27 protein-coding genes are annotated in these 24685 nt (G+C 37.1%); all 27 read left to right on the top strand.

Annotation, left to right across the window (positions count from 1 at the left end):
• Window positions 1-176: 176 nt before the first annotated feature.
• Window positions 177-1139 (top strand): stage III sporulation protein AA, encoded by a 963-nt coding sequence (spoIIIAA, locus tag MWH30_RS10335; protein WP_248664004.1) that lies wholly within the window; start codon window positions 177-179, stop codon window positions 1137-1139.
• The gene (gene spoIIIAB, locus MWH30_RS10330; protein WP_248664005.1) at window positions 1139-1657 is read left to right on the top strand and encodes a stage III sporulation protein SpoIIIAB; all 519 of its coding nucleotides are present in this window, start codon (window positions 1139-1141) and stop codon (window positions 1655-1657) included. The genes spoIIIAA and spoIIIAB overlap by 1 nt, the downstream gene beginning before the upstream one ends.
• Before the next feature lie 34 nt (window positions 1658-1691).
• The gene (spoIIIAC, locus tag MWH30_RS10325; protein ID WP_248664003.1) at window positions 1692-1886 is read left to right on the top strand and encodes a stage III sporulation protein AC; all 195 of its coding nucleotides are present in this window, start codon (window positions 1692-1694) and stop codon (window positions 1884-1886) included.
• A 12-nt stretch (window positions 1887-1898) separates the two neighbouring features.
• Window positions 1899-2285 carry a stage III sporulation protein AD gene (spoIIIAD, locus tag MWH30_RS10320; protein ID WP_248664002.1) on the top strand — a complete coding sequence of 129 codons (387 nt, stop codon included), beginning with the start codon at window positions 1899-1901 and terminating at the stop codon, window positions 2283-2285.
• A 20-nt stretch (window positions 2286-2305) separates the two neighbouring features.
• Window positions 2306-3532 (top strand): stage III sporulation protein AE, encoded by a 1227-nt coding sequence (gene spoIIIAE, locus MWH30_RS10315; RefSeq protein ID WP_248664001.1) that lies wholly within the window; start codon window positions 2306-2308, stop codon window positions 3530-3532.
• 7 nt (window positions 3533-3539) lie between these two features.
• Entirely contained in the window at window positions 3540-4118 is a 579-nt protein-coding gene (spoIIIAF, locus tag MWH30_RS10310) for a stage III sporulation protein AF (protein WP_248664000.1), read from the top strand.
• A gap of 21 nt (window positions 4119-4139) precedes the next feature.
• Complete coding sequence (locus MWH30_RS10305) at window positions 4140-4763, top strand: SpoIIIAG-related protein (protein WP_248663999.1); 624 nt, start codon at window positions 4140-4142, stop codon at window positions 4761-4763.
• Window positions 4764-4779: 16 nt separating this feature from the next.
• Complete coding sequence (locus tag MWH30_RS10300) at window positions 4780-5394, top strand: SpoIIIAH-like family protein (RefSeq protein ID WP_248663998.1); 615 nt, start codon at window positions 4780-4782, stop codon at window positions 5392-5394.
• Window positions 5395-5618: 224 nt separating this feature from the next.
• Complete coding sequence (accB, locus tag MWH30_RS10295) at window positions 5619-7517, top strand: acetyl-CoA carboxylase biotin carboxyl carrier protein (protein ID WP_248663997.1); 1899 nt, start codon at window positions 5619-5621, stop codon at window positions 7515-7517.
• A gap of 36 nt (window positions 7518-7553) precedes the next feature.
• Entirely contained in the window at window positions 7554-8912 is a 1359-nt protein-coding gene (accC, locus tag MWH30_RS10290; protein ID WP_248663996.1) for an acetyl-CoA carboxylase biotin carboxylase subunit, read from the top strand.
• A 69-nt stretch (window positions 8913-8981) separates the two neighbouring features.
• Entirely contained in the window at window positions 8982-9398 is a 417-nt protein-coding gene (locus MWH30_RS10285) for an Asp23/Gls24 family envelope stress response protein (protein ID WP_248663995.1), read from the top strand.
• 68 nt (window positions 9399-9466) lie between these two features.
• Entirely contained in the window at window positions 9467-10000 is a 534-nt protein-coding gene (gene amaP / locus MWH30_RS10280; RefSeq protein WP_248663994.1) for an alkaline shock response membrane anchor protein AmaP, read from the top strand.
• A gap of 12 nt (window positions 10001-10012) precedes the next feature.
• Window positions 10013-10246, top strand: a complete 234-nt coding sequence (locus tag MWH30_RS10275; RefSeq protein ID WP_248663993.1) for a DUF2273 domain-containing protein — start codon at window positions 10013-10015, stop codon at window positions 10244-10246.
• Window positions 10247-10320: 74 nt separating this feature from the next.
• Window positions 10321-10737, top strand: coding sequence for a transcription antitermination factor NusB (nusB, locus tag MWH30_RS10270; protein WP_248663992.1), 417 nt, complete (start codon window positions 10321-10323; stop codon window positions 10735-10737).
• Window positions 10738-10739: 2 nt separating this feature from the next.
• Complete coding sequence (locus MWH30_RS10265) at window positions 10740-11687, top strand: Kae1-like domain-containing protein (protein ID WP_248663991.1); 948 nt, start codon at window positions 10740-10742, stop codon at window positions 11685-11687.
• Between the two features lie 141 nt (window positions 11688-11828).
• Window positions 11829-12683, top strand: coding sequence for a bifunctional 5,10-methylenetetrahydrofolate dehydrogenase/5,10-methenyltetrahydrofolate cyclohydrolase (locus tag MWH30_RS10260; protein WP_248663990.1), 855 nt, complete (start codon window positions 11829-11831; stop codon window positions 12681-12683).
• 23 nt (window positions 12684-12706) lie between these two features.
• Window positions 12707-13924, top strand: a complete 1218-nt coding sequence (gene xseA / locus MWH30_RS10255) for an exodeoxyribonuclease VII large subunit (RefSeq protein ID WP_248663989.1) — start codon at window positions 12707-12709, stop codon at window positions 13922-13924.
• Between the two features lie 805 nt (window positions 13925-14729).
• Window positions 14730-14972, top strand: a complete 243-nt coding sequence (gene xseB, locus MWH30_RS10250; protein ID WP_248663988.1) for an exodeoxyribonuclease VII small subunit — start codon at window positions 14730-14732, stop codon at window positions 14970-14972.
• A 4-nt stretch (window positions 14973-14976) separates the two neighbouring features.
• Window positions 14977-15864 carry a polyprenyl synthetase family protein gene (locus MWH30_RS10245; RefSeq protein WP_248663987.1) on the top strand — a complete coding sequence of 296 codons (888 nt, stop codon included), beginning with the start codon at window positions 14977-14979 and terminating at the stop codon, window positions 15862-15864.
• Between the two features lie 18 nt (window positions 15865-15882).
• A complete protein-coding gene (locus MWH30_RS10240) occupies window positions 15883-16335 on the top strand; it encodes a divergent PAP2 family protein (protein WP_248663986.1) in 453 nt (150 codons plus the stop codon).
• A 46-nt stretch (window positions 16336-16381) separates the two neighbouring features.
• Entirely contained in the window at window positions 16382-18256 is a 1875-nt protein-coding gene (gene dxs, locus MWH30_RS10235; RefSeq protein WP_248663985.1) for a 1-deoxy-D-xylulose-5-phosphate synthase, read from the top strand.
• A 14-nt stretch (window positions 18257-18270) separates the two neighbouring features.
• A complete protein-coding gene (locus tag MWH30_RS10230; protein WP_248663984.1) occupies window positions 18271-19083 on the top strand; it encodes a TlyA family RNA methyltransferase in 813 nt (270 codons plus the stop codon).
• 21 nt (window positions 19084-19104) lie between these two features.
• A complete protein-coding gene (locus MWH30_RS10225; RefSeq protein ID WP_248663983.1) occupies window positions 19105-19962 on the top strand; it encodes an NAD(+)/NADH kinase in 858 nt (285 codons plus the stop codon).
• A gap of 13 nt (window positions 19963-19975) precedes the next feature.
• Window positions 19976-20428 carry an arginine repressor gene (gene argR, locus MWH30_RS10220; protein ID WP_248663982.1) on the top strand — a complete coding sequence of 151 codons (453 nt, stop codon included), beginning with the start codon at window positions 19976-19978 and terminating at the stop codon, window positions 20426-20428.
• Between the two features lie 13 nt (window positions 20429-20441).
• Complete coding sequence (gene recN, locus MWH30_RS10215) at window positions 20442-22172, top strand: DNA repair protein RecN (RefSeq protein ID WP_248663981.1); 1731 nt, start codon at window positions 20442-20444, stop codon at window positions 22170-22172.
• Window positions 22173-22308: 136 nt separating this feature from the next.
• Window positions 22309-23631 (top strand): SpoIVB peptidase, encoded by a 1323-nt coding sequence (gene spoIVB / locus MWH30_RS10210; protein ID WP_248663980.1) that lies wholly within the window; start codon window positions 22309-22311, stop codon window positions 23629-23631.
• Window positions 23632-23758: 127 nt separating this feature from the next.
• Window positions 23759-24550: a sporulation transcription factor Spo0A gene (gene spo0A, locus MWH30_RS10205; RefSeq protein ID WP_248663979.1), complete on the top strand. Its 792-nt coding sequence runs from the start codon at window positions 23759-23761 to the stop codon at window positions 24548-24550.
• The last annotated feature ends 135 nt before the right edge of the window (window positions 24551-24685 follow it).

Raw genomic sequence — 24685 nt, 5'->3', positions numbered from 1 at the left:
CAGAGAATTAAGGGAAATCCCACTTTTATTTTCAATTTTTAAGTCTAGATTATTTTACTTGCCGAATTCAAGTTTAACTTACTTAAAATGTACTGAATTTTTTCAGTGCATTTTTTTATTTTGGGTGCATATTTTTAATATCGGCTTAATAGTAATGGTATTGAGGTGGTTGTCTTATGACGCGAATAAAAGAAGAAATAATTCCTCTTTTAGCGAGTAATTTAAGAGATATTTTAGAGCAGGTAAATGAGAGAATTTTAGAGCAGACAGAAGAGATTCGCTTAAGAATTAAGCAGCCTTTAATCTTAAAGCTTAATCAAGGTGAAGCAATCTTGACTAGCGATGGTCAAGTTACTACAAATATTAAACAAGCTTACTATACCAAGGCTCAAGATCTCAAGGAAAGCTTAAACTTAATGACTCAAAGCTCTCTTTATGCTTTAGAAGAGGAGTTAAAACAGGGCTATTTGACCTTGGAAGGAGGACATAGAGTAGGCTTTGTAGGTCAGGCTGTAGCAGATATAGACAAGATTGAATTAATTAAGAATATTTCTGCTTTAAATATTAGGGTGTCTCAACAGATTATTGGTGCTGCTGAATCAGTAATTCAGCAAATTATTAAGGATAGGGCTGATATTTATAATACCTTAGTTATTTCTCCACCTCAGTGCGGAAAGACAACTTTGCTGAGAGATATAATTAGACAACTGAGTAATGGAATTCCTGAACTTAATTTTTCAGGGCTGACAGTAGGAGTGGTTGATGAACGAGGAGAGTTGGCCGGTAGTTATCAGGGAGTTCCGCAAAATAGATTAGGAATTAGAACCGATGTGCTTTCTAACTCACCTAAGTCGCAAGGGATGATCTTATTAATTCGCTCTATGTCGCCGGAGGTAATTGTTACCGATGAAATTGGTACTCGTGCCGATGTGAAGGCTATTTTAGAAGCCTTAAACGCTGGGGTTAGAGTTGTAGCTTCAGTACATGGAAATGACTTAGCGGAAATAGAGCAGCGACCTAACCTAAAAGATCTGTTGGCGGTTAACTGTATAGATAGATTTATTGTTTTGAGCAGGAGAAGAGGGCCCGGTACTGTCGAAAAGATAATCAATGCTAAACAACGGAGGCGAAGCTGGTGATGCTTAAGTTAATTGGTAGTTTATTAGTTATAATAGCTACTTCTATTTTAGGCTTTATTCGAGCTAGAGAGTTTAGTTTGCGAGTGAAGCAACTGCGTAAGTTACAGACAGCCTTTAAAATATTGGAAAAGGAAATTCTTTATGTAGCTACTCCTTTGCCTACAGCTTTAGCTAGAGTAGGTCAAAATTTAGAAGAACCATTAGCTCAGCTGTTTTTGGACTGCCAAGAGACTTTAAGTAATAACAGTATTACCGCTGATCAGGCTTGGTTAGAAACAGTAAAAGAAGAGTTTGCTAAGCAGACTGCTTTAACAAATGAAGACCGAGAAATTTTAATAAACTTCGGTAAAAATCTAGGTAACTCCAGTCGAGAGCATCAAGAAAAGAATTTAAAGCTGTTATTTGAGCAGTTAAAAGCAGCAGAACAAGAAGCAGTGCAGGCTCAGCAGCAAAATAGTAAGAAATGGCGTTACTTTGGAGTTTTAACGGGGCTATTGATAGTCATCTTGCTGTATTAAGCTCTATAACAACTTTGAGGAAGGAGCTTGAAAGATGGACATAGACTTAGTTTTTAAGATTGCCGGCTTAGGAATCTTGATTTCAATCTTTAACATAGTTTTAGAACAGGCCAACAAAGAAGAACAAGCAGAAATGTTAACCTTAGTGGGAGTAATTATTGTACTGATGATAGTAATCCAACTAATTAATGATCTATTTCGGGACATCAGACAGATATTTGGTTTCTAGTGAGGTGATTTGATGGAGATAATACAGATTGTAGGTTTAAGCTTGGTAGCTACGGTCTTAATCTTATTAGTTAGAGAGAATGAACCTGAAATTGCCATGCAGCTAAGCTTAATTGTGGGCATAATTATCTTTATAATGATGCTAGGTAGAATAGTAGCTATTGTCGATCTGCTAAGAGATTTAGCCTTGAGTGCAGAGGTTGATTTAATTTATCTGGATACAGTTTTAAAGGTGATTGGAATTGCTTATATTGCTGAGTTTGGAGCAGCTATCTGTCGTGATGCTGGAGAAGGAATTATAGCTGCTAAGGTAGAATTTGCAGGCAAAGTTTTGATTATGGTATTAGCTATTCCGATTATGTTAGCCGTTTTGGAGTCAGTAATGCAGTTACTTCCTTAAAGGTAGGAGTTAATAAAGGTGTGATTAATTTGACCAATAATTCAAGAAGACTAATTGTAATTATAATTTTAGTTTTACTAATTAGCCAGTTATCTTTAAGCTCTCTACAAGCAGAAAGTGAGCCAGGGTTGAGTCGTGAGGAAGCTGAAGAGAGGAATTTAGAGTTAGTTGAAGAGCAGTTGAGTCGCTTGGATTTAAGCAAGCTTCAAGAGCAGATTGATAAGTTAAATAGAGAGACTGGCGATTATGTACCTGATTTAGCTTTGAATGATCTAATCGGTTTTTTTACCGAAGAAGAGCTGGGCTTTGATTTAAGCTCTATCCTAGGAGGATTATTGCGCTATCTATTTAGAGAGGTAGTAGTTAATTTTGAACTATTAGGAAAGTTAATTATTTTAGCTGTAATCGGGGCCGTACTTAAGACCTTTCAAAACTCTTTTGCTCAGCAGGATATAAGCAGATTAGTGGATAAGGTAGTCTATTTGGTCTTAGTTATTATTGCTCTTAACTCCTTTCGAGTAGCTATTGGGGTTGCTCAGCAGGCGATTAACGATATGACTAGTGTAATGTATGCGCTGTTACCTATTTTATTAACCCTATTGGTAACTTTAGGGAATCTTACCTCAGTAGCTATATTTCAACCGCTTACCTTTATGATGGTAAGTTTACTGAGCACTTTGATTGAGAGTATTATCTTTCCATCGATTCTTTTTGTAGCTGTTTTATCTTTAGTAGATAATATTTCAGATAACTTCAATGTTTCTGGCTTAGCTAAGTTGATTAAAGAAATTAACTTAGGCTTATTAGGAGCAGCTTCAACTATCTTCATTGGGGTTTTAGCTATTCAAGGTACAGCCGGAGCGGTAGGAGATGGAATTACTATCAGAACGATCAAGTATTTGAGTGGCGCCTTTGTACCGGTGATCGGTGGCTTTTTTGCTGATACTCTGGATACGGTGATTGGAGGTTCTTTGTTAATTAAAAATGCTCTAGGTGTTTTGGGAGTTATTGTTATTTTTTTATTCTGCGCTTTTTCAGTTATTAAAATTGTAGCTTTGATTTTTATTTATAGATTTGCTAGAGCGGTAATTGAGCCGATTAGTGACTCTAAAATAGTAATTTGTTTAGATCAGTTAGGTAATCATCTATTATTAGTCTTTGCAGCGGTATTTGTAGTGGCCTTGATGTTTTTTATTATGTTGACTATTTTGATTGGGGTAGGTAATATGACGGTTATGCTGAGGTGAAAATTAAATGCTGAATCAGATACATACTTGGCTTAAAAACTTGATAGTAATTATTCTATTAACTTCCTTTATAGAGTTATTATTGCCGCAGTCTAGTTTAGAGAAGTACACACGAATAGTTTTTGGGCTGTTTATTTTAATTGCTATTTTGAATCCTTTGTTGAGTTTTTTAGATGCTGGTTATAACTATAATTTCCAGAATATCACTCAAGTTTTAACTGTTAGTGAAGAGTCTAAACAGGAGGATTTAGCGGAGATAATGCGGCAAGGAGAGAGTTTGCGAGAGTCAAATCAAAAGTTGTTACAGGAGGACTATGAAGCTAAAGTAGCTAGGCAGATGGAGGCTTTATTGTCTTTTGATGATAGCTTACCTCCGCTGGCAACAAAGGTTAATTTAGGAGCAGATAATGAGATTAAGCAGATTGTAGTTCAATTAGAGCCAGAGGTGGAGAAGTCGGAGGCGGCTAAGGTAAATACAACTGCAGCTGAGGAAGATATTCCTGGAGAACTAAAGGATAGAGTAAAGGAGCGTTTAGCTAACTTTTATGGTTTAAGTACGAATCAGATTTCTGTGCAGAGTAACTAACTGAACTTGGAGGGGTTGACTGTGAGTGAAGAACAAGGAATTAAAGGACTGCTTAATAAGATAAGTAATCATAGTTTATTTAAGGGCCAGAACTCTAAATTAGTAAGACGATTAGTTTTATTAGCTTTTTTAGGAGTCTTATTTATCGTTTTTAGTAATTTACTGGCTACCGATGAGCAAGCTGAACTACTGTCGGATGAAGAATTAGTGGAGGAGAGCAGTAGTTATTATAGTTCTTCTAGACATGAGGAGGTTTTAGAACAAAAGTTAACTAGAACTTTGAGTAGTATTTCAGGTGTAGGTAAGGTAGCAGTTAGTGTAAGTTTGGATACAGGCTCTAAGTATGAATATGCCAAGGATATAAGTACTTCCGAACAGTCTGTTTTAGAGGACTCTACCGAGGGAACAGAAGCAGAAAAGGTAAGTGAACAACGAGAGGAGCAGCGAGAAGTAGTTATCGTTCGGCGTAGTGATGGCAGTGAGGAAGCGGTAATTAAAGGGGAGACTAAGCCTAAAATTAGAGGAGTAATGGTAGTGGCTCAAGGAGCTGAGTCGGCGCGGATTAAAGCTAATTTAATAGCTGCTGTGAGATCTGGATTAGGAGTGCCGGCTCACAAAATTTCGGTGATGCCGATGCAAAGATAAGCAAGGAGGGAAAGCTATGTCAATTTTTGTGCGTAAGAAGATGGTCTGGTTTTTAGTGCTGATGTTATGGGTGGGGATGGTAACGGGGATTGTGATCTATAATGCTGATGATTCTTCACAGGTGGAGATTGAGCAGATGGCTGCTGAAGAGGAAGAAGAAAAAGAAGTAGAAGAGGCTGTTTCTGAAGTAGCATATCAGGAAAGTGATTTAAATAGCTTAGAGGGTAAGTCGGTTGATGTAGCCAAGGTGAGTGAAAAGGTTGAAGAGGAAGGGGCAGATTTTTTTGTGGAGTATAGATTAGAACGCGATAAAGTTAGAAGCGAGCAGGTCAGCCTCTTAAGAGAGATGATCAATAATCCTAATTCTAGTGAAGCTTTAAAGGATCAAGCGCAGGATAGACTTTTGGATATGACTAATACCTTGGAAAAAGAGATGGAGATAGAGAGTTTGATTAGGGCCCGCGGTTTTGAGGATGCTCTTTCCTTTATTCATCGTAATTCTGTAGATATAATTATTGCTACTCCTGGTTTAGAGGAAAGTGATGTAGCTAAGATTGGTGATGTAGTTGCTAAAGCAACAGGTTTGGGCTTAGAAGATGTTACAATAATAGAGAAAAATTTTGCTGAATAAATTGACAAAAAAATTGTAAAAAGATATAATAAGAAAATAAGACTGCTGCTCAGGTTATTATGCTTTAAACCTGGGTTTTCTTATAGGTGGTTTCTGATAGGCTATAACTAATGTAATTAATAGTTTAGGGTAAATTATTATGCGATTGCCTTAGGAATTTTAAAGGAGGAATTTAATAATTAGTTCTAGAATTAATAGTTAGCAATAATATCAGGGGGGATAATATGTCTAAAAAAGTAAAATTTACAGATCTTACTTTGCGAGATGGCCATCAATCATTATGGGCTACTAGAATGAAGACCGAAGATATGTTACCTATAATTGGTAAAATAGATGAAGTAGGCTACCATTCATTAGAGGTCTGGGGTGGAGCTACTTTTGATGTCTGTATGCGTTTTCTTAATGAAGACCCTTGGGAGCGCTTGAAGTTAATAAATGACTATACTAATGAAACTAAATTACAGATGTTATTAAGGGCCCAAAATGTAGTTGGTTATAAGCACTATCCAGACGATGTAGTGAGGGCCTTTGTAGCTAAAGCTGTTGAAAACGGAGTAGATATTTTTAGAATATTCGATGCCTTAAATGATGCTAGAAATATGAGAGTAGCTATGGAAGCTGTTCAGGAAAATGGGGCTCATGTGCAGGGTACATTATCTTATACAGTAAGTCCAGTCCATACAATTGATCACTACGTAGATTTGGCTGTTACTTTAAAAGATATGGGAGCTGACTCAATCTGTATCAAAGATATGGCTGGCCTATTAAAGCCTTATGTAGCTTATGATTTGGTTAAAGAGATAAAGAACAAAATAGATTTACCTGTTCATTTACATAGTCACTATATTGGGGGAGTAGCGATTCCTACTTTCTTAAAAGGAATAGAAGCTGGAGCGGATATTATAGATACAGCTAGTGCTTCCTTGGCTTTTGGTTCATCTCACCCGCCAGTAGAGACTATGACGGCTGTTTTAGAGGATACTGAATACGATCCAGGTTTTGATTTAGAGCAATTATTCGATATAGCACATTATTTTGAACAGATTAGAAAGAAACGGGGTTTTGAAAGAGGAGTTACCAAATTAACTGATATGCAGACCTTTTCTCATCAGGTACCAGGAGGAATGATGTCTAACTTAGTTTCTCAGTTAAAGAAACAGGACTCTTTAGATAGAATTCAGGATGTATTAGATGAAATTCCTAAGGTGCGAGAGGAGTTAGGATATCCACCTTTAGTAACTCCTACTAGCCAAGTAGTGGGAGTGCAGGCAGTATTTAATGTTCTCTTAGGTGAAAGGTATAAGGTTATTCCAGATGAAGTTAAGTCTTATATTAAGGGTTATTATGGTAGACCCCCGGCCGAAATAGATCCTAAAATTAAAAAGTTAGCTATTGGTGATGAAGAGCCGATTACTCAACGACCAGCTGATCTCTTGGATCCTATCTTAGATGATGTTCGCGAGGAAGTTAAGCAGTATGTAGAAAAAGAGGAAGACTATATTTCTTATGCTCTATTCCCTCAGGTTGGTTTGAAGTTTTTAAAGGAAAGAAAACAAGAGAAAAATATCTTTGGTGAAGGTGCTAATAATAAATTAAATCCAGTAAGTGAGGAGGAAGAAGAAGTGGACTTAAGTAACTTAAATGAGATTAAAGAACTGTTAAAGATTTTAAACGAAACTGATATTTCCGAAGTTAATTTAGAGATTGAGGGCTCCAAGGTTAATATTAAAAAAGGAGGTAGTATTACAGCCGATAGTGTAGATGGTACTGCTCAGGAAAAGGTTAGTCCTGCTCCTGCTAGCTCTACTGTGGATAACGAGGTAGAAGTTGCAGCAGAGACTGAAGACTCCAAGGAAGCAGTAGAGGTAGGAGACGATGTAGATACAGAGTCTATTGAAGCGCCGATGGTAGGAACTTTCTATCGAGCTCCATCACCTGATTCAGCTCCTTTTGTAGAAGTGGGCGATGTAGTTGAAGAAGGAGATACGGTTTGTATTATTGAAGCTATGAAGCTAATGAACGAAATTGAAGTCGATGCTAAAGCTAAAATAGTAGATATCTTAGTTGATGATGGTGAGCCTATCGAGTACGGCCAACCATTGTTCTTGATTGAAGAACTATAATATATAGCAGATGAGAACTAGAAGGGTTGTGATATGATGTTTGATAAGATTCTAATTGCTAATAGAGGAGAAATAGCTTTACGAATTATTCGAGCTTGCAAAGAATTAAATATAAGAACAGTGGCTGTCTATTCGGAAGCAGATAAGGATGCTTTGCATGTTAGGTATGCAGATGAAGCTTACTGTATTGGCCCGCCTTCTTCTAATAAGAGTTACTTAAATATTCCTAGTTTAATTGCAGTGGCTGATATGTCTGGAGCCGATGCTATTCATCCAGGCTATGGTTTTTTATCTGAGAATGCTTATTTTGCTGAAGTTTGTGAAACCTGTGGTGTTAAGTTTATCGGTCCTTCAGCTGAAGCTATAGAGAAAATGGGTGATAAGTCTGTAGCTCGAGAGACTATGATTGAAGCTGAAGTTCCAGTTGTCCCGGGAACTGAAGGTGGAGTAGGTGTCGGTGATGATGAAGAAGTTTTAGCAGTGGCTAAGGAAATTAGTTATCCGGTAATGGTCAAAGCCTCCTTTGGAGGTGGTGGCCGGGGAATGAGAATAGCTCATAATGAAGATGACTTACTTGATGCTATTCAGACTGCTAGCTCTGAAGCTAAAGCGGCTTTTGGTAATGCTGAGGTTTATTTAGAGAAATATATAGAAGAGCCTAGACATATTGAATTTCAAATCTTAGCCGATGAGCACGGGACTGTAGTTCACTTAGGTGAAAGAGACTGTTCAATACAGCGTCGTCATCAGAAAGTAATAGAAGAAGCTCCTTCGCCAGCTTTAGATCCTAAGTTGAGAGAAGAGATGGGGATAGCGGCTATTAAAGCAGCTAAAGCAGTTGATTATTATAATGCAGGTACGGTGGAATTTTTGCTTGATAAAGATGATAACTTTTACTTTATAGAGATGAATACTCGAATTCAGGTAGAGCATCCAGTAACAGAGATGATTACCGGGATAGATTTAATTAAAGAACAGATTAGAATAGCTGCTGGGGAAGAGTTAGGCTATACTCAAGAGGATATAGAGTTTGATGGAGCAGCAATTGAGTGCCGAATCAATGCTGAAGATCCTACAAAGCAGTTTAGGCCTTCGCCGGGTAAGCTAGATAAGTATTTAGTTCCTGGTGGTTTAGGAGTTAGAGTAGATAGCTGTGCTTATCCTGGTTACTTGATCCCGCCTCATTATGATTCTATGGTTGCTAAGTTAATTACTTGGGGTAATGATAGGGAAGAGGCTATACAGAGGATGTTGAGAGCTTTAGATGAGTATGAAATTGAAGGAATTGAAACTACTATTCCTTTTCATAAGATAGTACTCAATAATGCCTTCTTTAAGCGAGGAGACTTCTATACTAACTTTATTCAACGAAGAATTATTAACGAATTAGAGTAATGTTGATAAATTATGCCTATAATATAGCTAAGAGTTTTTTGAATTATTTAGGAGTAGGAGGTGGAGTGATTGGAGAATAATGATGATGAAGTAGGAACGATTCGGATTGCTAATGAAGTAGTGTCAATTATAGCCGGTCTAGCTGCCACCGAAGTAGAAGGAGTTGCCGGAATGAGTGGAGGCTTAGCCGGTGGAATTGCTGATATGTTAGGTAAGAAGAATTTGTCTAAGGGAGTTAAAGTAGAAGTAGGAGAGAAGGAAGCGGCTGTTGATCTTTATGTAATTATGGAATATGGAAGTAAGATACCAGATGTTGCCTGGCAGATTCAGGATAATGTTAAGCAGGCTATAGAGGATATGACTGGCTTGACAGTAGTTGAGGTTAATATCCATGTACAAGGAGTTAACTTTGATGAAGAGGAAGAAGAGGAAGAAGAGGAGCAAGTAGAAATAGAAGAAGAAGTAAATGAAAGCAGAGTTAGATAAGTATTTTAGTAAATAACTAACCCTATTTAAATAGGGTTAGTTATGTTTACTTTGGGAAGGGGATGCTGATGGAGATTATAGATAGAATTGTAATTGTTATCTTTACCATTGTTTTGATTTTTCTATCTTTATTAATGATTTTAACTAGCTTTGCCCTGATTCCACAGGAGTATATAGTTGAGTTTATTATTCAAAACTATGCTCGTCCGGAAGTAGCAGTAGTTGGGGCAGTGTTTTTGTTAATTGCATTAAGGATTATTGCTCCCTTATTTAAAAGAAATTTAATTCAAAATACTATAGTGCAGCAGGGAAGCTTAGGTCAGATTTCTATTTCTTTAAAAGCTATAGATAGCTTAGTAACTCAGGTGATTAGTCAGACTGCTGGAGTTAAGTTACTTGAATCTAAGCTAGAGGCTGTTGAAGAAGGTTTACAAGTTTTTTTGGAGGTTTCTGTTAATCCAGGTCTCGATATTCCGCAATTAACTGAGGAGCTTCAGACTGAAATCAAGGATTATTTACATAGAACTACCGGAGTAGCAGTAATTGAGGTTAAGTTATTAGTAAGGAATATTACTGAAACTTCGAGTATGAGATTAGAGTAAGAGGTGTTAATTATGGAAAAAGAAGTATTGGGAAAGCTGCTGCTTTTGGTTTATGAATATAGAGGAAGGATTATTGGAGCTTTATTGGGTTTTTTAATTAGCTTACTTTTTATTTATTTTGGTTTTATAATAACAATGTTTATTTTAGTTTTTGTAATAGCAGGTTATTTGTTAGGCCAGCGGTATGATGAGCAAGGTGGGAACTTTAAAGATATTATTGATGATATTTTACCACCAAATAGATAGCTGATTTTAATTACCACCTGAAATATAAGGTGGTCTTTTGATGTTTAGTGAAGAGCTTATAGAAAGGAGTTACTATGACAAACTATAGTAGACATAAACTACGAGAGTTAGCTTTGCAAACCTTATACCAGTTGGATATTAATCAAGAAAGCCTAGAAAAAAATCTGGGAATGCTGTCGGAACGTTTAGATAATGATTTTCAATTGGAAGGAAGCTTTTTAGAAAAAATTATTACTGGTACTTATGAATATCAGTTGGAGTTAGATACAAAGCTTAATCGTTATGCTCAAGGGTGGCATGTGGAAAGAATGGGGAAGATAGATCGTAATATTCTCCGGCTGGCCTTATATGAAATATTATACTGTGATGATATTCCTATTGAGGTATCTATTGATGAAGCAGTGGAGCTAGCTAAGTCTTTTGCTGCTGATGGAGCGCCGAGCTTTATTAATGGAGTTTTGGGAAAAATAGTTGAGAAATTGGAGGAGTAGTTATGGCTTTGATCTTAGGAATTGATACTAGCAACTATACTACTTCGGCTGCGGTGATGGATACTGAGGGTAACTTGATAGTAGAGCAACGCAGCCTTTTAGAAGTAGAAGAGGGTCAGCGGGGATTACGCCAGTCTAAGGCTGTCTTTCAACATGTTGAAAGGTTGCCTGAGGTGATAGAGGATTTGGATGAAGCTGGATTTATTAAGCAAGATTTAGTTAAAATAGTAGTGAGCACTAGTCCTACTCAGGCAAGCGATTCTTATCTGCCGGTTTTTAGAGTTGGGGAAGGTTTTGCTAAGAGTTTAGCTGTTTTACTGGGAGTACCTTTACAGGAAGTTTCTCATCAAGAAGGGCATCTCCAAGCCGGTTTGTGGTCGGCTGAGGGCCCGCAGAGTAAAAAGTTTTTAGCTGTTCATCTATCCGGGGGAACTACTGAGCTATTAAGGGTTGCCAAACAAGAAACTGGCTTTAAGGTGGAGAAGTTGGGAGCAGCAGTGGACTTACATGCGGGGCAGTTTGTAGATAGAGTAGGAGTTAGATTAGGTTTTGACTTTCCGGCCGGGCCGCAGTTAGAGCAGTTGGCTAAGCAGGGAGAATCGGGAGCAGTAATTATTCCCTCTTCAGTAGATGCTTATGATATCAGCTTTGCTGGCCCTAATTCTGCTGCTATGAGGGCAATTGAAGCTGGGAAAAAACCGGCTGATATTGCTTTAGCAGTGCAAAGTTGTATTGCTAAGGCTTTAGAGAAGGTATTAAGGAAGGCTTTACAAGAAGAGAATTTAGAGGAAGTTTTACTAGTAGGTGGAGTAGCTGCTAATCAGTATCTTCGCCAAAGGTTGAGAAAAAAGTTAGAACATCCAGCAGTGGGAGCTAAGCTTTTTTTTGCTGAAGCTCGATTCAGTACCGATAATGCTGTAGGAGTTGCTGCTTTAGGTTTAGAAAGTTAAGAAAAATCTGTAAAGTTAGGCTTTAAATAAAGGAGTTTATAATTATTTCGTGAATAATATAATCTAGTAGGGCTATTTAAATATCAGAATTTATCAAAGAAAAGGCCTTGCTAAAAATACTTAATTGGAGGGTGTTAATATATGTCGGAGGAAACTTTAATTTTAGACGGTAGTGCTAAGTCCAGTGAGATTCAGGAAGAAATCAAAGCAGAGACGGCTAAACTGAAAGAAGAAGAAGGGGTTGTACCTAAACTATCTATTGTTTTTGTTGGTGATAGTCCAGCTTCTGCATCTTACATTAAACTGCAGCAAAGAATTTGTGAAAAGGTAGGTATTGATTCGGAAGTAATCGATTTAGAAGATGATGTGTCGGAAGAGAAGTTACTAGCTGAGTTGGATAAGCTGAATAATGATGATCAAGTAAATGGAATTTTAATGCAGATGCCTTTACCGGATCATATTGATGATGATAAGGTGATCAGGTCTATTAATCCTCAAAAGGACTTGGACTCTTTCCATCCTTATAATTTAGGAGAAGTAGTACTCGGGGGCGATGCTTATCAGCCTTGTACTCCTGAAGGAGTAATGGCTTTATTGGATATGTACGATATTGATGTGAAAGGTAAGGATGTAGCAATAGTAGGTCATAGTAATATTGTAGGTAAGCCTTTGGCTTTAATGATGTTAAATAGAAATGCTACTGTATCTGTCTGTCATATCGATACTAAAGATACTGCTAGTTATACTAAAGAAGCCGATATTGTGGCTGTAGCTGCTGGAGTACCAAATCTAATTACTGCTGATATGGTAAAAGAGGGAGCTATTGTAATCGATATTGGAATTAATCAGGTTGACGGTAAGATTGTAGGAGATGTAGACTATGAAAACGTAAAGGAAAAAGCTTCTGCAATTACTCCGGTACCTGGTGGAGCAGGCCCGATGACTATCGCTATGTTACTTAAAGATACTGTTAAGTCTTGTAAAGAAATGTTATAAGCAGAAAGGAGCAGCAAGGCTAGATGGAGCAACAGTTAATTACAGTAACTGAGCTAAATAATTATATTAAGTATAAGTTAGAAGATGATAAGTTTTTGAGTGATTTACTAGTAACTGGTGAAGTTTCTAACTTTCATCACCATTCTTCAGGTCATATGTACTTTACTTTGAAAGATGAGGATACCCGAGTGAAATGTGTACTCTTTGCAAGCTATAATCGTAGTTTAAGCTTTATGCCTGAGGACGGAATGCAGGTTTTAATTAAAGGGGATATAGGTCTTTATCAACCACGGGGTGAGTATCAGTTATATGTGAAAGAGATAGAACCTGAAGGAGTTGGAGCTTTACATATTGCTTATGAACAGTTGAAGAAACGTTTGCAGGGTGAAGGTCTTTTTGCTGCTGCAACTAAAAAGGAACTTCCTGAAATCCCCAGTAGGATTGGAGTAATTACCTCCCCTACTGGGGCTGCTTTTCGGGACTTCCTTTCAGTAGCTAAAAGAAGGTTTGCTAAAGCAAATATCTTACTTGCTCCAGCTACTGTACAAGGTGAAAAGGCTGAAGAGAGTTTATTAGCTGCTTTAAAACGCTTAATTGATTATGGAGAAGTAGAGGTAATTGTTATTACTCGCGGCGGCGGTTCTTTAGAGGATCTTTGGTCTTTTAACAGTGAAAAATTAGCTCGCAGTGTGTTTGCAGCTTCAGTTCCAATTATTTCTGCTGTAGGTCACGAAACTGATTATACTATTTTGGATTTTGTAGCCGATTTACGGGCCCCTACTCCTTCAGCAGCGGCTGAGTTAGTGATTCCTAGCTGTGAACAGCTGACTAAGCATCTAAAGCAATTAAAGACTAGCTTGATCCGAGCTATGAAAGAACAGATTAAAAGCCGGCGTACTGCTTTAGAAAGTTTATCTCAACGGAGGGTGTTTTTAGAGCCTAATCGGGAATTACGTAGTTTAAAACAGCGCTTAGATGAGTTAAAAAGCAGGTTGAAAAGTACTTTTAAAGCTAATTTTTCTTTAACTAAGGAAAAACTAGAGCATCAGGTAAGTAGATTAGATAGTTTATCGCCTTTGAATACTTTAGCTAGAGGTTATGCTCTTTGTCGTCAGGAAGATCAAGAAACTTTAAGTTCAGTTGAAGAAGTTGAGGTTGGTGAGGAAGTAGAAATTGTCTTAGCTGATGGTAAGATTAAGTCTGAAGTAACAGCGATTCAGTTAGAAAAGCTGGAGTTTTAGCTTAAAATAGAATATTGAAATTGCTTTTAGCTTGTGTTAAAATCTTAATAGATTTGGGTTATAGTAGCCTAAATCTATTTTCTTTTTAGTTGAAATGAGACTTTTACAAAGTTGAATTAATAATTAACAGTTAGTAGTATAGTGTATATTTAAATTCGAGTTTAAGGAATAAAATAATATTGGTATATTGTTTCGTTAAGTGTGGGGGTCAAACAGGTGTTTCACGTTAAAAAGATTATTTTTATGCTTTTAAAACTCATCTCCACTAAAATAAGAACCTGCCAATTTTAATTAGAAAAATTGGCTAAACCAGTTCTTATTTTAGTTCCGATTCGTTAAGAAGCATTACAAAATAATCTTTAATATCACTTAGAAACACCTGTTTGACCGAGCTGATAACGAAAACTTGCGAGTTGATATGTTTCAAAGAGCGACTTTCACTGCCTTTTCAATTCAAATACGAAAGGTGAAGCCAGCACTAGCATATCGAATGCGTAGTAAAATAGCCCGGAGGCAGGAGATCTGTAGGATATTTGCCTTTAGTTCAAATCTTCAGTAAAAGCACCAGAGTTGATCTTTGCTCTTAGCTTTCTATCATAGCCAGCATTGCTTGTATGCTAGCTATGCCGACTGAACGGCAAGTGGTTGAAACATATCAACTAGCTCAGGCTTGCATTAATGATGATATCGCCAACGAAACAATAGAACGATAATGTTTTATAATAGGCAAGTAATAAATATTTGATATAGAAATTAATAATTGATATTATTAAAAGAGTGATAAGTGATAAAGGAGTTGGGGCTAATGTCTGTTGAAGAGGAGTTAAGTTTTGAAGAAGCTTTAGCAGAGCTGGAAGAGATAGTCGATAAATTGGAAAGTGGTGAGCTAAGCTTAGAAGACTCTTTAAAAGAGTTTGAAGCTGGAATTAAATTATCTCGTTTTTGTGCTAAAATTTTGGACGACACTGAAGAGAAGATAGAGATGATTATTGAAAATGAAGTAGGTGATTTAGAAATAAAGCCTTATAATAGTTCTGGAAAGGAGTAAAATAATGAATATCAAGGAATTTATCTCCCAAAAAGCTGAAGTAATAAATGAAGCCTTAAGTGATTACTTACCAGCCAAAAATGAAAAGCCTAAAACTTTAAGTCAAGCTATGCGTTATAGCGTATTAGCTGGGGGTAAGCGTTTGCGTCCAGTTTTGACTTTAACAGTAGCTACGGAGCTTTTTGCTAAACAGGAAGAGACAGTACTGCCGGCAGCAGTAGCTTTAGAGATGGTACATAACTATTCGCTAATCCATGATGACTTACCCTGTATGGATGATGATAACTATCGCCGGGGTAAACTAACTAATCATAAAGTGTTTGGCGATGCTATTGCTGTATTGGCCGGGGATGCTCTTTTAACCTATGCTTTTGAGTTACTAACTCAATTAAAGGGTGACTTTACGGCAGAGCAGGTAGTTGAGGTTAATAGAGAGTTGGCACAGGGAGCTGGTTGGCAGGGAATGGTAGGAGGTCAAGTGGCTGATATTATTGCTCAAGGAAATTCAGTAAGCAGTGAGGAACTAGAATACATACATAGTCATAAGACTGGCGCCTTATTAAAGGCAGCAGTGAGAATAGGTGGAATTTTAGGAGAGGCCGATGCTGAAGAGTTGGCAGCTTTAACCGTTTATGCTCAGAATATAGGTTTGAGTTTTCAGATTGTGGACGATATTTTGGATATAGTGGGTGATGAAGAAAAGTTAGGTAAGGATATTGGTAGTGATTTAGACCAGGAGAAAGCAACATTTCCTGAAGTTTATGGGTTGGAGGAGTCTAAAAGTATGGCCCGGGAAAAGATCGCAACTGCCAAGGAGGCTTTGAGTATTTTTGGAGAGCCTGCTCAGCCTTTACTTGCTTTGGCTGATTATATTGTCGCTCGGGATTATTAATTTGGTGGGGATAAAAAGATGTTTATAATAGAAATTTTGAATAATTGGAGTTTGATGGTAGCCTTAACGGCTTGGTTAGTAGCTCAGAGCTTAAAGGTTCTTTTGGAATATCTTACTTCGCAAAGGTTGAGCTTGGTTAGATTTGTTGGAGCTGGAGGAATGCCTAGTTCGCATACTGCTTTTATGATGGCTTTGTCTACTAGCGTTGGTTTAACAGAAGGTTGGGGTAGTAATATGTATGCTATAGCTTTAGCAATTACTTTAGTAGTGATGTATGATGCTACTGGAGTGCGCAGAGCTACTGGAAAACAGGCTAAATTAATAAATGAATTAGTAGATGAAATTTTTTATCAAGGCGAGTTAAAACAGGAAAAATTGAAGGAATTGATTGGCCATACGCCTTTTGAAGTGATTGCTGGTGCTTTATTAGGGATTGGAATTTCTTTATTATTTTTTAGTATTAGCAGTTAATGATAATAAATTAATTAAATAAAAATGGAGAAGGTGATATTTTATTATGTCAGAGTATTTAAACAGTATTAATTCACCTGAGGATTTACAGGAACTTTCTTTGTTAGAATTACAGAAATTAGCAGAAGAAATTCGGAAACAGATTATTGTTACTCTTTCTGAGACTGGGGGGCATTTAGCCCCGAGTTTAGGAGTGGTGGAGTTGACTATAGCCTTACATAGTATCTTTTTAAGTCCAGACGATAAGATAATCTGGGATGTAGGTCATCAATCCTATGCTCATAAATTAATTACTGGTCGTCAAGAGGAATTTTCTTCTTTGCGTCAGTATGAAGGTTTGAGTGGTTTTCCTAAGCGCAGTGAAAGTGATCACGATGCTTTAGATACTGGTCATAGCAGCACTTCCATTTCCGCTGCTTTAGGAATGGCTTGTGCTCGTGATTTGAAGAAAGACGATAACTCTATTGTAGCAGTGATCGGTGATGGTGCTTTAACAGGAGGAATGGCTTTAGAAGCTTTGAATCATGCTGGTCATTTGGATAAAGACTTAATAGTAGTTTTAAACGATAATGAGATGTCTATTGCTAAGAATGTGGGGGCCATGTCTGGCTATTTGACTAGATTAAGAACTGAGCCTAGAGTTCATCAGCTCAAAGAGGATATTGAGGAATTAATTAATAAGATACCAGCTATTGGTAAAAGATTGATTCAGACGGTAGAAAGAGTCAAGGAAGGTTTAAAGTATTTAGCTGCTTCGGGTATTTTATTTGAAGAGTTAGGTTTTACTTATTTAGGTCCTATAGATGGTCATAATATTGCTGAGTTGCAGAAGGGTTTAGCTCATGCTAAAAAATTAGAAGGACCTATTTTAGTTCATGCCATTACTACTAAGGGGAAAGGTTATCCTCCAGCTGAAAAATCACCAGCCGATTTTCACGGAACTGGTCCTTTTGAGATTAGGACTGGTCAGAGTAAAAGGGAACGTCAATTACCTACTTATACAGAGATTTTTAGTGAAGCTTTGGTGGACTTAGCTGGGGAAGACCAGGAAATTGTAGGCATTACTGCTGCTATGCCCAGTGGAACTGGTCTAAACAACTTTGAAAATAACTTTCCGGAGCGTTTTTATGATGTAGGAATTGCTGAGCAGCACGCAGTGACCTTAGCAGCTGGTTTAGCTTTAAATGGAGCTAAACCGGTAGTGGCCCTTTATTCTACCTTTTTACAACGAGCCTATGATCAAGTTGTTCATGATCTAGCTTTACAGAAGGCTAATGTTACCTTAGCTATAGATAGGGCCGGTTTAGTAGGTAGGGATGGTGAAACTCATCAAGGAGCCTTCGATTATTCCTATTTGCGGCATATTCCTGACTTGTTGGTAATGGCTCCTAAGGACGAAAATGAATTACGTAGAATGTTGAAGACAGCAGTTAACTATCCTTTGCCGGCAGCGTTGCGTTATCCGCGAGGTTCTGCTTTAGGAGTAGAGCTTGACGAAGAAATTACAGAATTAGAGATAGGTAAAGCAGAGGTGTTAAGGGAAGGTTCTGATTTGGCTATTTTAGCTATTGGGACTATGGTTATTCCTGCTTTAGAGGCAGCTGAAAAGCTGGCTGAGGAGCATCAGCTAGAGGTGACGGTGATCAATAGTCGCTTCGTTAAGCCCTTAGATGAGGAATTAATTTTAGGCTTAGCTGAGGAGACTGGCGTTTTGTTGACAATTGAAGAGAATGCTTTACAGGGCGGCTTTGGTAGTGCAGTCTTAGAACTATTAACAGAGCATAGCTTAAATCAAGTTCAGATTGATAGAATAGGTTTGCCTGATAAGTTTATAGAGCACGGAAAACAAGAGTTTTTACGAAGTAAATATGGATTAGATGAAGCAGGGATTATAGATAGAGTATTAGAGATAGTTGATTAAAGGAGTGGAGTTTGGTGACTAAAGAGAGGCTGGATAAGTTAGTGACTCAACGAGATTTATTTTCGAGTCGTTCTCAGGCTAAAAGGGCCATTATGGCGGGGTTAGTTTTAGTTAATGAGCAAGTAGTGGACAAGGCTGGTACTCAGGTTGATGTTGAAGCTGAAATTAGAGTTAAGGGAGAAGTACATCCTTATGTAAGTCGAGGTGGTTTGAAGCTGGAAAAGGCCTTAAAAGAGTTTGAGATCTCTGTGCAGGATAAAGTAGTGATTGATATTGGTGCTTCTACTGGTGGTTTTACCGATTGTGCTTTGGAGTTTGGGGCGCGACAGGTTTATGCTGTTGATGTGGGTTATGGACAGTTAGCCTGGAAATTACGACAGGATCAGCGAGTAGTTAATCTGGAGAGAACTAATGCTAGGTACTTAACTCCGGAGGATTTTGAGGTACAATTTGATTTAGCCACTGTGGATGTAGCTTTTATATCGTTAACTAAGATCTTACCTGCATTAGTGGGTTTGTTAGTGGAAAAGGGAGAGGTATTAGCCCTGATCAAGCCGCAGTTTGAGGCGGGCCCGGAGAACGTGAATAGTAATGGAGTAGTTAAAGATTTAGCAGTGCATAGAGAGGTAATCAAGAAAGTTGTAAATTGTGCTCAAAAAATAGATTTGAAGTTAATAGATCTTTCTTTTTCACCTATTACTGGAGCTAAAGGTGGCAATATTGAGTATTTGGCTTATTTTACTTTAGATACTACTCAAGAAATAATAGATAATCTAGCCTCAAAGTTAGAAGAAGTAATAGCAGCAGCAGAACAGATTGAGAACTAAAGAAAATTGAGGAGTGGTTTGGTGGAACGAGTTGGGTTAATTCCTAATCCTACTAAAGATAAAGCAATACAGATAGCTAAAGAGGTGATAACTTGGCTAAAAGATCATAATATAGACTACTTAGTTAAAAATGAGTCTGCTGAATTAGTAGGAGCTTTGACTAAGACTGCCTCATGTAGAGAAATGATTGATAAAGTGGACTTAGTAATTGTTTTTGGCGGTGATGGAACCTTTTTAAATACTGCTCGAGATTTTTTTGATGTTGAAATGCCTATTTTAGGAGTTAACTTAGGTAATTTAGGCTTTTTAACCGATATTCAGCTAGAAGAGTTAGAGACTGCTTTAGAAAAGTTATTGCTTGGTGATTTCGAGATAGAAGAACGAATGATGATTGAAGCTGAAGTAATTAGAGATGGAGAAATAATTAAGAACTTCGTAGCTATCAATGATATAGTGATTACTAAAGGGGCTTTTTCACGTTTGATAAAGTTAGAAACTTACATAGATGGAGAGTACTTAACTACTTATCCAGCTGATGGAGTGATTATAGCTTGTCCTACCGGCTCTACTGCTTATTCACTTTCAGCCGGCGGGCCAATAGTAAATCCTAACTTGAAATCACTAATTTTGACTCCGATTTGTCCTCATACTCTACATGCTCGTTCTATAGTTACTTCGGCTGCTGAAGATATTGAAATAGTTGTTGTTTCGGAGCATGAAGATGTAGTTTTAACTGTAGATGGGCAGGAAGGATTTGAGTTAGCTTCAGCTGATAGGATAATGGTTAGAGGCTCAGAACTAGTTACTGAGCTAATTAAATTAGAGAACTATCACTTTTATAAAGTTCTGAGAACGCGTTTGCGGAGGAAGGATTTTTAGAGGGGGAAGGTTGATGAAGAATGAACGTCACCTGAAAATTATGCACTGTATTGAAGAAGAAGATATCAGTACTCAAGAAGAGTTAGCTAATAAATTAAGAGGTGAAGGAATAGAGGTAACTCAGGCTACTGTATCGAGAGATATTAAGGAATTAGGTTTGATTAAGGTTCCTACTAAAGATGGGAACTATAAATATGCTTTACCTCCGGAGCCTAAGCCAGGTAGTTTAGTGGGGCGGATGCGGCGGATGTTTCAGGATTCAGTAGAGGAAATAGATTATAGTGAAAATTTAATTGTGATCAATACCCTGCCGGGTACTGCTCAGGGAGTAGCTTCTTTGCTAGATACTGCTGATTGGGAGCATATTTTAGGAACTGTTGCTGGTGATGATACAGTTTTGATTATTGTTAAGCCGCCCGAGGCGGTAGAAAGTATTTTAATTAAGCTACGTAGTTTGACTCTTTAAGGAGTGATTAGCTGTGTTATCCGATTTGAATATTTATAACTTTGCGTTAGTTGAAGAGGTGCAAGTAGAGTTTACTTCCGGCTTAAATATAATTACCGGGGAGACTGGAGCGGGTAAGTCGATAGTTATTAATGCTTTGGACATGCTTTTAGGAAGTAGGGCTAATACTGACTATATTCGCGGTGGAGAAGATACTTCGGTTATTGAAGCTAATTTTATAATTAAAGAAAATCAGCGGGCCCAAAAAAAGTTAGCTGAATTAGGAATAGATTTTGATTCTGAACAGGGTTTGATTATCAGTCGAGAGTTAAATCGAAATGGAAATAATAAAAGTCGAATTAACGGCAGAATAGTTACTTTGGAGATGGTGCGAGAGGTTAGTCAGTATTTAGTTGATATTCATGGCCAGCATGAGCACCAGTCGTTATTTAAACCTAGCCAACAGTTGGCTTTATTGGATGAGTTTGGAGGTGCTGAAGCTAAGGAGCTATTAACTGAAGTTGAAGACTTATATCGACAGATTAAGAAAAAGAAAGAAAAATTATCTAAATTAGATCAAGATGAAAGAGAAAGGGCTCGGAAAATAGATTTATTGAGATTTCAATTAAAAGAGATTGAAGAAGCTAAGCTTACAGCAGGTGAAGATGAAAAGTTATTAGCTGAAAAGAAAAAATTATCTAATGTAGAAAACTTAGCTAAAAGCATTGATCAAATTTACCATCAACTTTATGCTGGTGATTATGAACAGATGTCAGTAGTGGATCGCTTAGAAGAATTTAAAAAAGACTTGGACGGTCTATTAGCTATTGATCAACAGTTAGAGCCTATAGTGGAGATGTTGAGTAGCTCCATTTATAAGTTAGAAGAGGTTGCCTATGACTTAAGTGACTATCAAGAAAATTTAGAGTTTGATCCTCAACGCTTAAACGAAGTAGAAGAGCGCTTAAGGGAGATCAATCAATTAAAACGTAAGTATGGAAATGATGTAGCTGAAATTTTAAGTTATCAAGAACAAATTGAGGAAGAATTAAGTAGTTTAGAAAATAGCGAAATAAAGTTACAAAAGTTAAAAAACGAAGTTCAACAGTTAGCAGAGCAGTACTTATCAGCAGCTGAACAGTTATCTGCTTTGCGAAAAAAAGTAGCTCGTGACTTTGAAAGTAAGATTATTTCAGAATTAAAGGATCTATCTATGAAAAAGAATAAGTTTAAGGTATCTTTTAAAAGAACTTACACCGAAACAAAAGGCGAATTAGATTTAGAGGATATTTCCCCGCAAGGTTTAGATAGAGTTGAATTTTTAATTTCTACTAATCCGGGTGAAGAACTAAAGTCTTTAGCAAAAATTGCTTCTGGTGGTGAAATTTCTAGAACTATGTTAGCTTTAAAAAAGATAATTGCTGAAGTAGATCAGGTACAAGCTTTAGTTTTTGATGAAGTTGATGCCGGAATTGGTGGTCAAGTTGCTAAACTGGTAGCCGATAAATTAGTAGCTATAGCCCAAGATAAGCAGGTGCTTTGTATTACTCATCTACCTCAAATTGCTAGTGTAGGCGATAGTCACTATCACATTTCTAAATTAACCGATAATGATTCTGTAAAAACTCATTTAAAGCGATTAAGTTGTCAAGAAAGAGTCTATGAACTTTCCAGAATGCTCGGCGGAAGTCAGCATAATCAAACTACAGTTAAGCATGCTCAGGAGATGATTAAAGCAGCTCAAAGTAAAAAGGAAAGCATTTGAATATTTACTAAAAGTGAAGTGGAATAAGCAGTGGATTTTTAGGGCATCTTTAAGTATAGAACTGAAGATGTTCTTTTTTTATTTGAGGAGGAAAATGAAATGAATGGGGAGGTTGTGTAGGAGTGTGATCTAATTAGTGAAACGCAGGCGTAAGTATTTAGTTTATAGTTTTCTTGTTTTATTATTAATAATTACTTTAACTCCCCAATTATTAACTTTAGTTGGCTTTCCAGAAAGCTTTCAAGTTATCAGAGGTAATCGTCAATTGCTCAATATTAACTTTCCTTTTGAAGTTTATATCCGGACCCCACAAGAAGCAGGGATTAATATCAATGGTCAACAGGTGAATAATGATTACCATAAGGTTAATTTAAGTCAACCTTTGGCTATTGAAGCTACTACTGTAGGAGAAATTGACCTGGAATTTAATTTATTTGGAGTTATACCTTTAAGAAGGACTGTAGTAAATGTAATTCCAGAGGTAGAGGTTTATCCAGGTGGCCAGTCCATTGGGGTTATTATGGAGTCTGAAGGAATAATGGTAGTACAGAAGTCCTATGTTTTAGGTGAAGATGAGCAAAAGTATTACCCTTCTAGACAGGCTGATATTAATGTAGGCGATAGAATTTTGGCTGTAAATGGAGAAAGGATAAAAAACAAGAATGAATTGGCTAAATTAATTGATTACTACGGTCGAAGAGGAGAAAACTTAGAGTTAAAGATACAACGAGGTAGAAAAGTAGTTGAAGAGACTTTAGAACCGGTTCAAAATCAGTTTGGACGTTATATGGTTGGTCTTTATGTTGATGATAAGACAACAGGAATAGGAACTCTAACTTTTTATGAAGAAGAGTCTGGTAGTTATGGAGCCTTAGGGCATATGATTGCTGAACCTAATACCCAACTCCGGATTCCTGTTGATGAGGGCAAGATAGTTAAGGCAGATGTAGCGGGAATTGAAGAAGGGAACCAAGGCTTTCCAGGAGAGAAGTTAAGTACCTTTTTTAATGGACAGGATCCTTTAGGGATTATTGAGCGAAATACTAGTTTTGGAATTTACGGTAGATTAAATAAGCCTTTAAATAATCCGTTTTTTTCAGAAGCAGTTCCTATTGCTACGGCTTTGCAGGTTGAAGAGGGCCCGGCCAAAATGTATACAGTAGTTGAAGGTGGTAAAATAGAGGAGTTTACAGTTGAGATTGAAAGAGTTAGACAGCAGTATCAGGCTCAGGAAAAGGGCTTAGTAATTAAGGTTACTGATTCGGATTTGATAAATAGAACTGGCGGCATAATTCAAGGTATGAGCGGTAGTCCGATAGTTCAAAATAGTAAATTAGTGGGAGCAGTAACTCATGTTTTTGTTGATGATTCTCAACGCGGCTATGGGATTTTAGCTGAATGGATGATAGAAGAAGCAGGAATTATAGAACAAGAAGTAGCTAAAGAGCTGGGAAGTTGACCTCCTAGCTCTTTTTTTATTAGATTTTAGAGAAAAGAAGGAGGAAACTGGAAATAAATGTAGAAGTTATTATATTATGAAAATAAATAAGTATAAGAGAGGTTAAATTTAGAAGGGGGATTTAATTATGGGAAAAGAGAACATAGAGATACTGCTAGTGGATGATAATCGTGAATTTTGTCAACTAGTTGAAGAATTTATTGAAGGCAAAGAAGGAATGGAGGTAGTTGGAATCGGTCATAATGGTTTGGAGGGTTTAGATTTAATTGAGGAAAAAGATCCGGATGTATTAGTCTTGGATATAATAATGCCTCATTTAGATGGAGTTGGAGTTTTAGAGGAGTTAAATTCTAAAGGAATGATTGCTGACTTAAAGGTAGTTATGTTAACTGCTTTTGGGCAAGAAGAGCTAACGCAGCGAGTTGTGGAGTTAGGAGCTAACTACTATATCCTCAAACCTTTTGACTTAGAAAAGTTGGTGAGCAGAATTAAACAGTTAGCTAATCCTTTGGAGGTACAGGGAGGATTGACTGCTAGTTCACTTGGAAATTCCAATCAAAATCAGGATTTAAATATGCAAATTACTGATATTATGCATGAGATTGGAGTGCCGGCTCATATTAAAGGTTATCTATATCTGCGTAAAGCTATTAATATGGTAGTAGAGGAGGTTGAATTATTAGGAGCAGTTACTAAGGAGTTATATCCATTAGTGGCTCGTAATTTTAATACTACGCCTAGTAGAGTGGAAAGAGCTATTCGCCATGCTATTGAAGTAGCTTGGGAACGAGGAAATACTGAAGCAATTAACGAGATGTTTGGGCACTCTATTACTTCTGAGAGCGGTAAGCCTACTAATTCTCAGTTTATTGCTAAAGTTGCCGATAAACTGCGTTTAGAACGAAGAATGAGTAGTTAATTTTAAATAAGCATTAATAAAAGGACTAAGCTAAAATTTTAGCTTAGTCCTTTTTACTGTGTGTTCCGTAAATTACATTGATAATAGGTGAAAGTCCTATCTGTACTTTTAGCATGGTAGATAAGGTTGAGATAT

The sequence above is a fragment of the Fuchsiella alkaliacetigena genome (assembly GCF_023227765.1).
Taxonomy (GTDB): domain Bacteria; phylum Bacillota; class Halanaerobiia; order Halobacteroidales; family Acetohalobiaceae; genus Fuchsiella; species Fuchsiella alkaliacetigena.
The sequence above is the reverse complement of the archived record's forward strand: the minus strand, read 5'-3'. Positions and strand labels throughout refer to the sequence as shown.

Coding starts and splice junctions, on each gene's coding strand:
- spo0A (WP_248663979.1), top strand. CDS start 23,759: ATGGGAAAAGAGAACATAGAGATACTGCTAGTGGATGATAATCGTGAA.
- nusB (WP_248663992.1), top strand. CDS start 10,321: ATGACAAACTATAGTAGACATAAACTACGAGAGTTAGCTTTGCAAACC.
- MWH30_RS10265 (WP_248663991.1), top strand. CDS start 10,740: ATGGCTTTGATCTTAGGAATTGATACTAGCAACTATACTACTTCGGCT.
- spoIIIAC (WP_248664003.1), top strand. CDS start 1,692: ATGGACATAGACTTAGTTTTTAAGATTGCCGGCTTAGGAATCTTGATT.
- amaP (WP_248663994.1), top strand. CDS start 9,467: ATGGAGATTATAGATAGAATTGTAATTGTTATCTTTACCATTGTTTTG.
- dxs (WP_248663985.1), top strand. CDS start 16,382: ATGTCAGAGTATTTAAACAGTATTAATTCACCTGAGGATTTACAGGAA.
- xseB (WP_248663988.1), top strand. CDS start 14,730: ATGTCTGTTGAAGAGGAGTTAAGTTTTGAAGAAGCTTTAGCAGAGCTG.
- accB (WP_248663997.1), top strand. CDS start 5,619: ATGTCTAAAAAAGTAAAATTTACAGATCTTACTTTGCGAGATGGCCAT.
- spoIIIAD (WP_248664002.1), top strand. CDS start 1,899: ATGGAGATAATACAGATTGTAGGTTTAAGCTTGGTAGCTACGGTCTTA.
- spoIIIAF (WP_248664000.1), top strand. CDS start 3,540: ATGCTGAATCAGATACATACTTGGCTTAAAAACTTGATAGTAATTATT.
- MWH30_RS10300 (WP_248663998.1), top strand. CDS start 4,780: ATGTCAATTTTTGTGCGTAAGAAGATGGTCTGGTTTTTAGTGCTGATG.
- accC (WP_248663996.1), top strand. CDS start 7,554: ATGTTTGATAAGATTCTAATTGCTAATAGAGGAGAAATAGCTTTACGA.
- xseA (WP_248663989.1), top strand. CDS start 12,707: ATGGAGCAACAGTTAATTACAGTAACTGAGCTAAATAATTATATTAAG.
- spoIIIAA (WP_248664004.1), top strand. CDS start 177: ATGACGCGAATAAAAGAAGAAATAATTCCTCTTTTAGCGAGTAATTTA.
- MWH30_RS10260 (WP_248663990.1), top strand. CDS start 11,829: ATGTCGGAGGAAACTTTAATTTTAGACGGTAGTGCTAAGTCCAGTGAG.
- MWH30_RS10245 (WP_248663987.1), top strand. CDS start 14,977: ATGAATATCAAGGAATTTATCTCCCAAAAAGCTGAAGTAATAAATGAA.
- argR (WP_248663982.1), top strand. CDS start 19,976: ATGAAGAATGAACGTCACCTGAAAATTATGCACTGTATTGAAGAAGAA.
- spoIIIAB (WP_248664005.1), top strand. CDS start 1,139: ATGCTTAAGTTAATTGGTAGTTTATTAGTTATAATAGCTACTTCTATT.
- MWH30_RS10275 (WP_248663993.1), top strand. CDS start 10,013: ATGGAAAAAGAAGTATTGGGAAAGCTGCTGCTTTTGGTTTATGAATAT.
- MWH30_RS10240 (WP_248663986.1), top strand. CDS start 15,883: ATGTTTATAATAGAAATTTTGAATAATTGGAGTTTGATGGTAGCCTTA.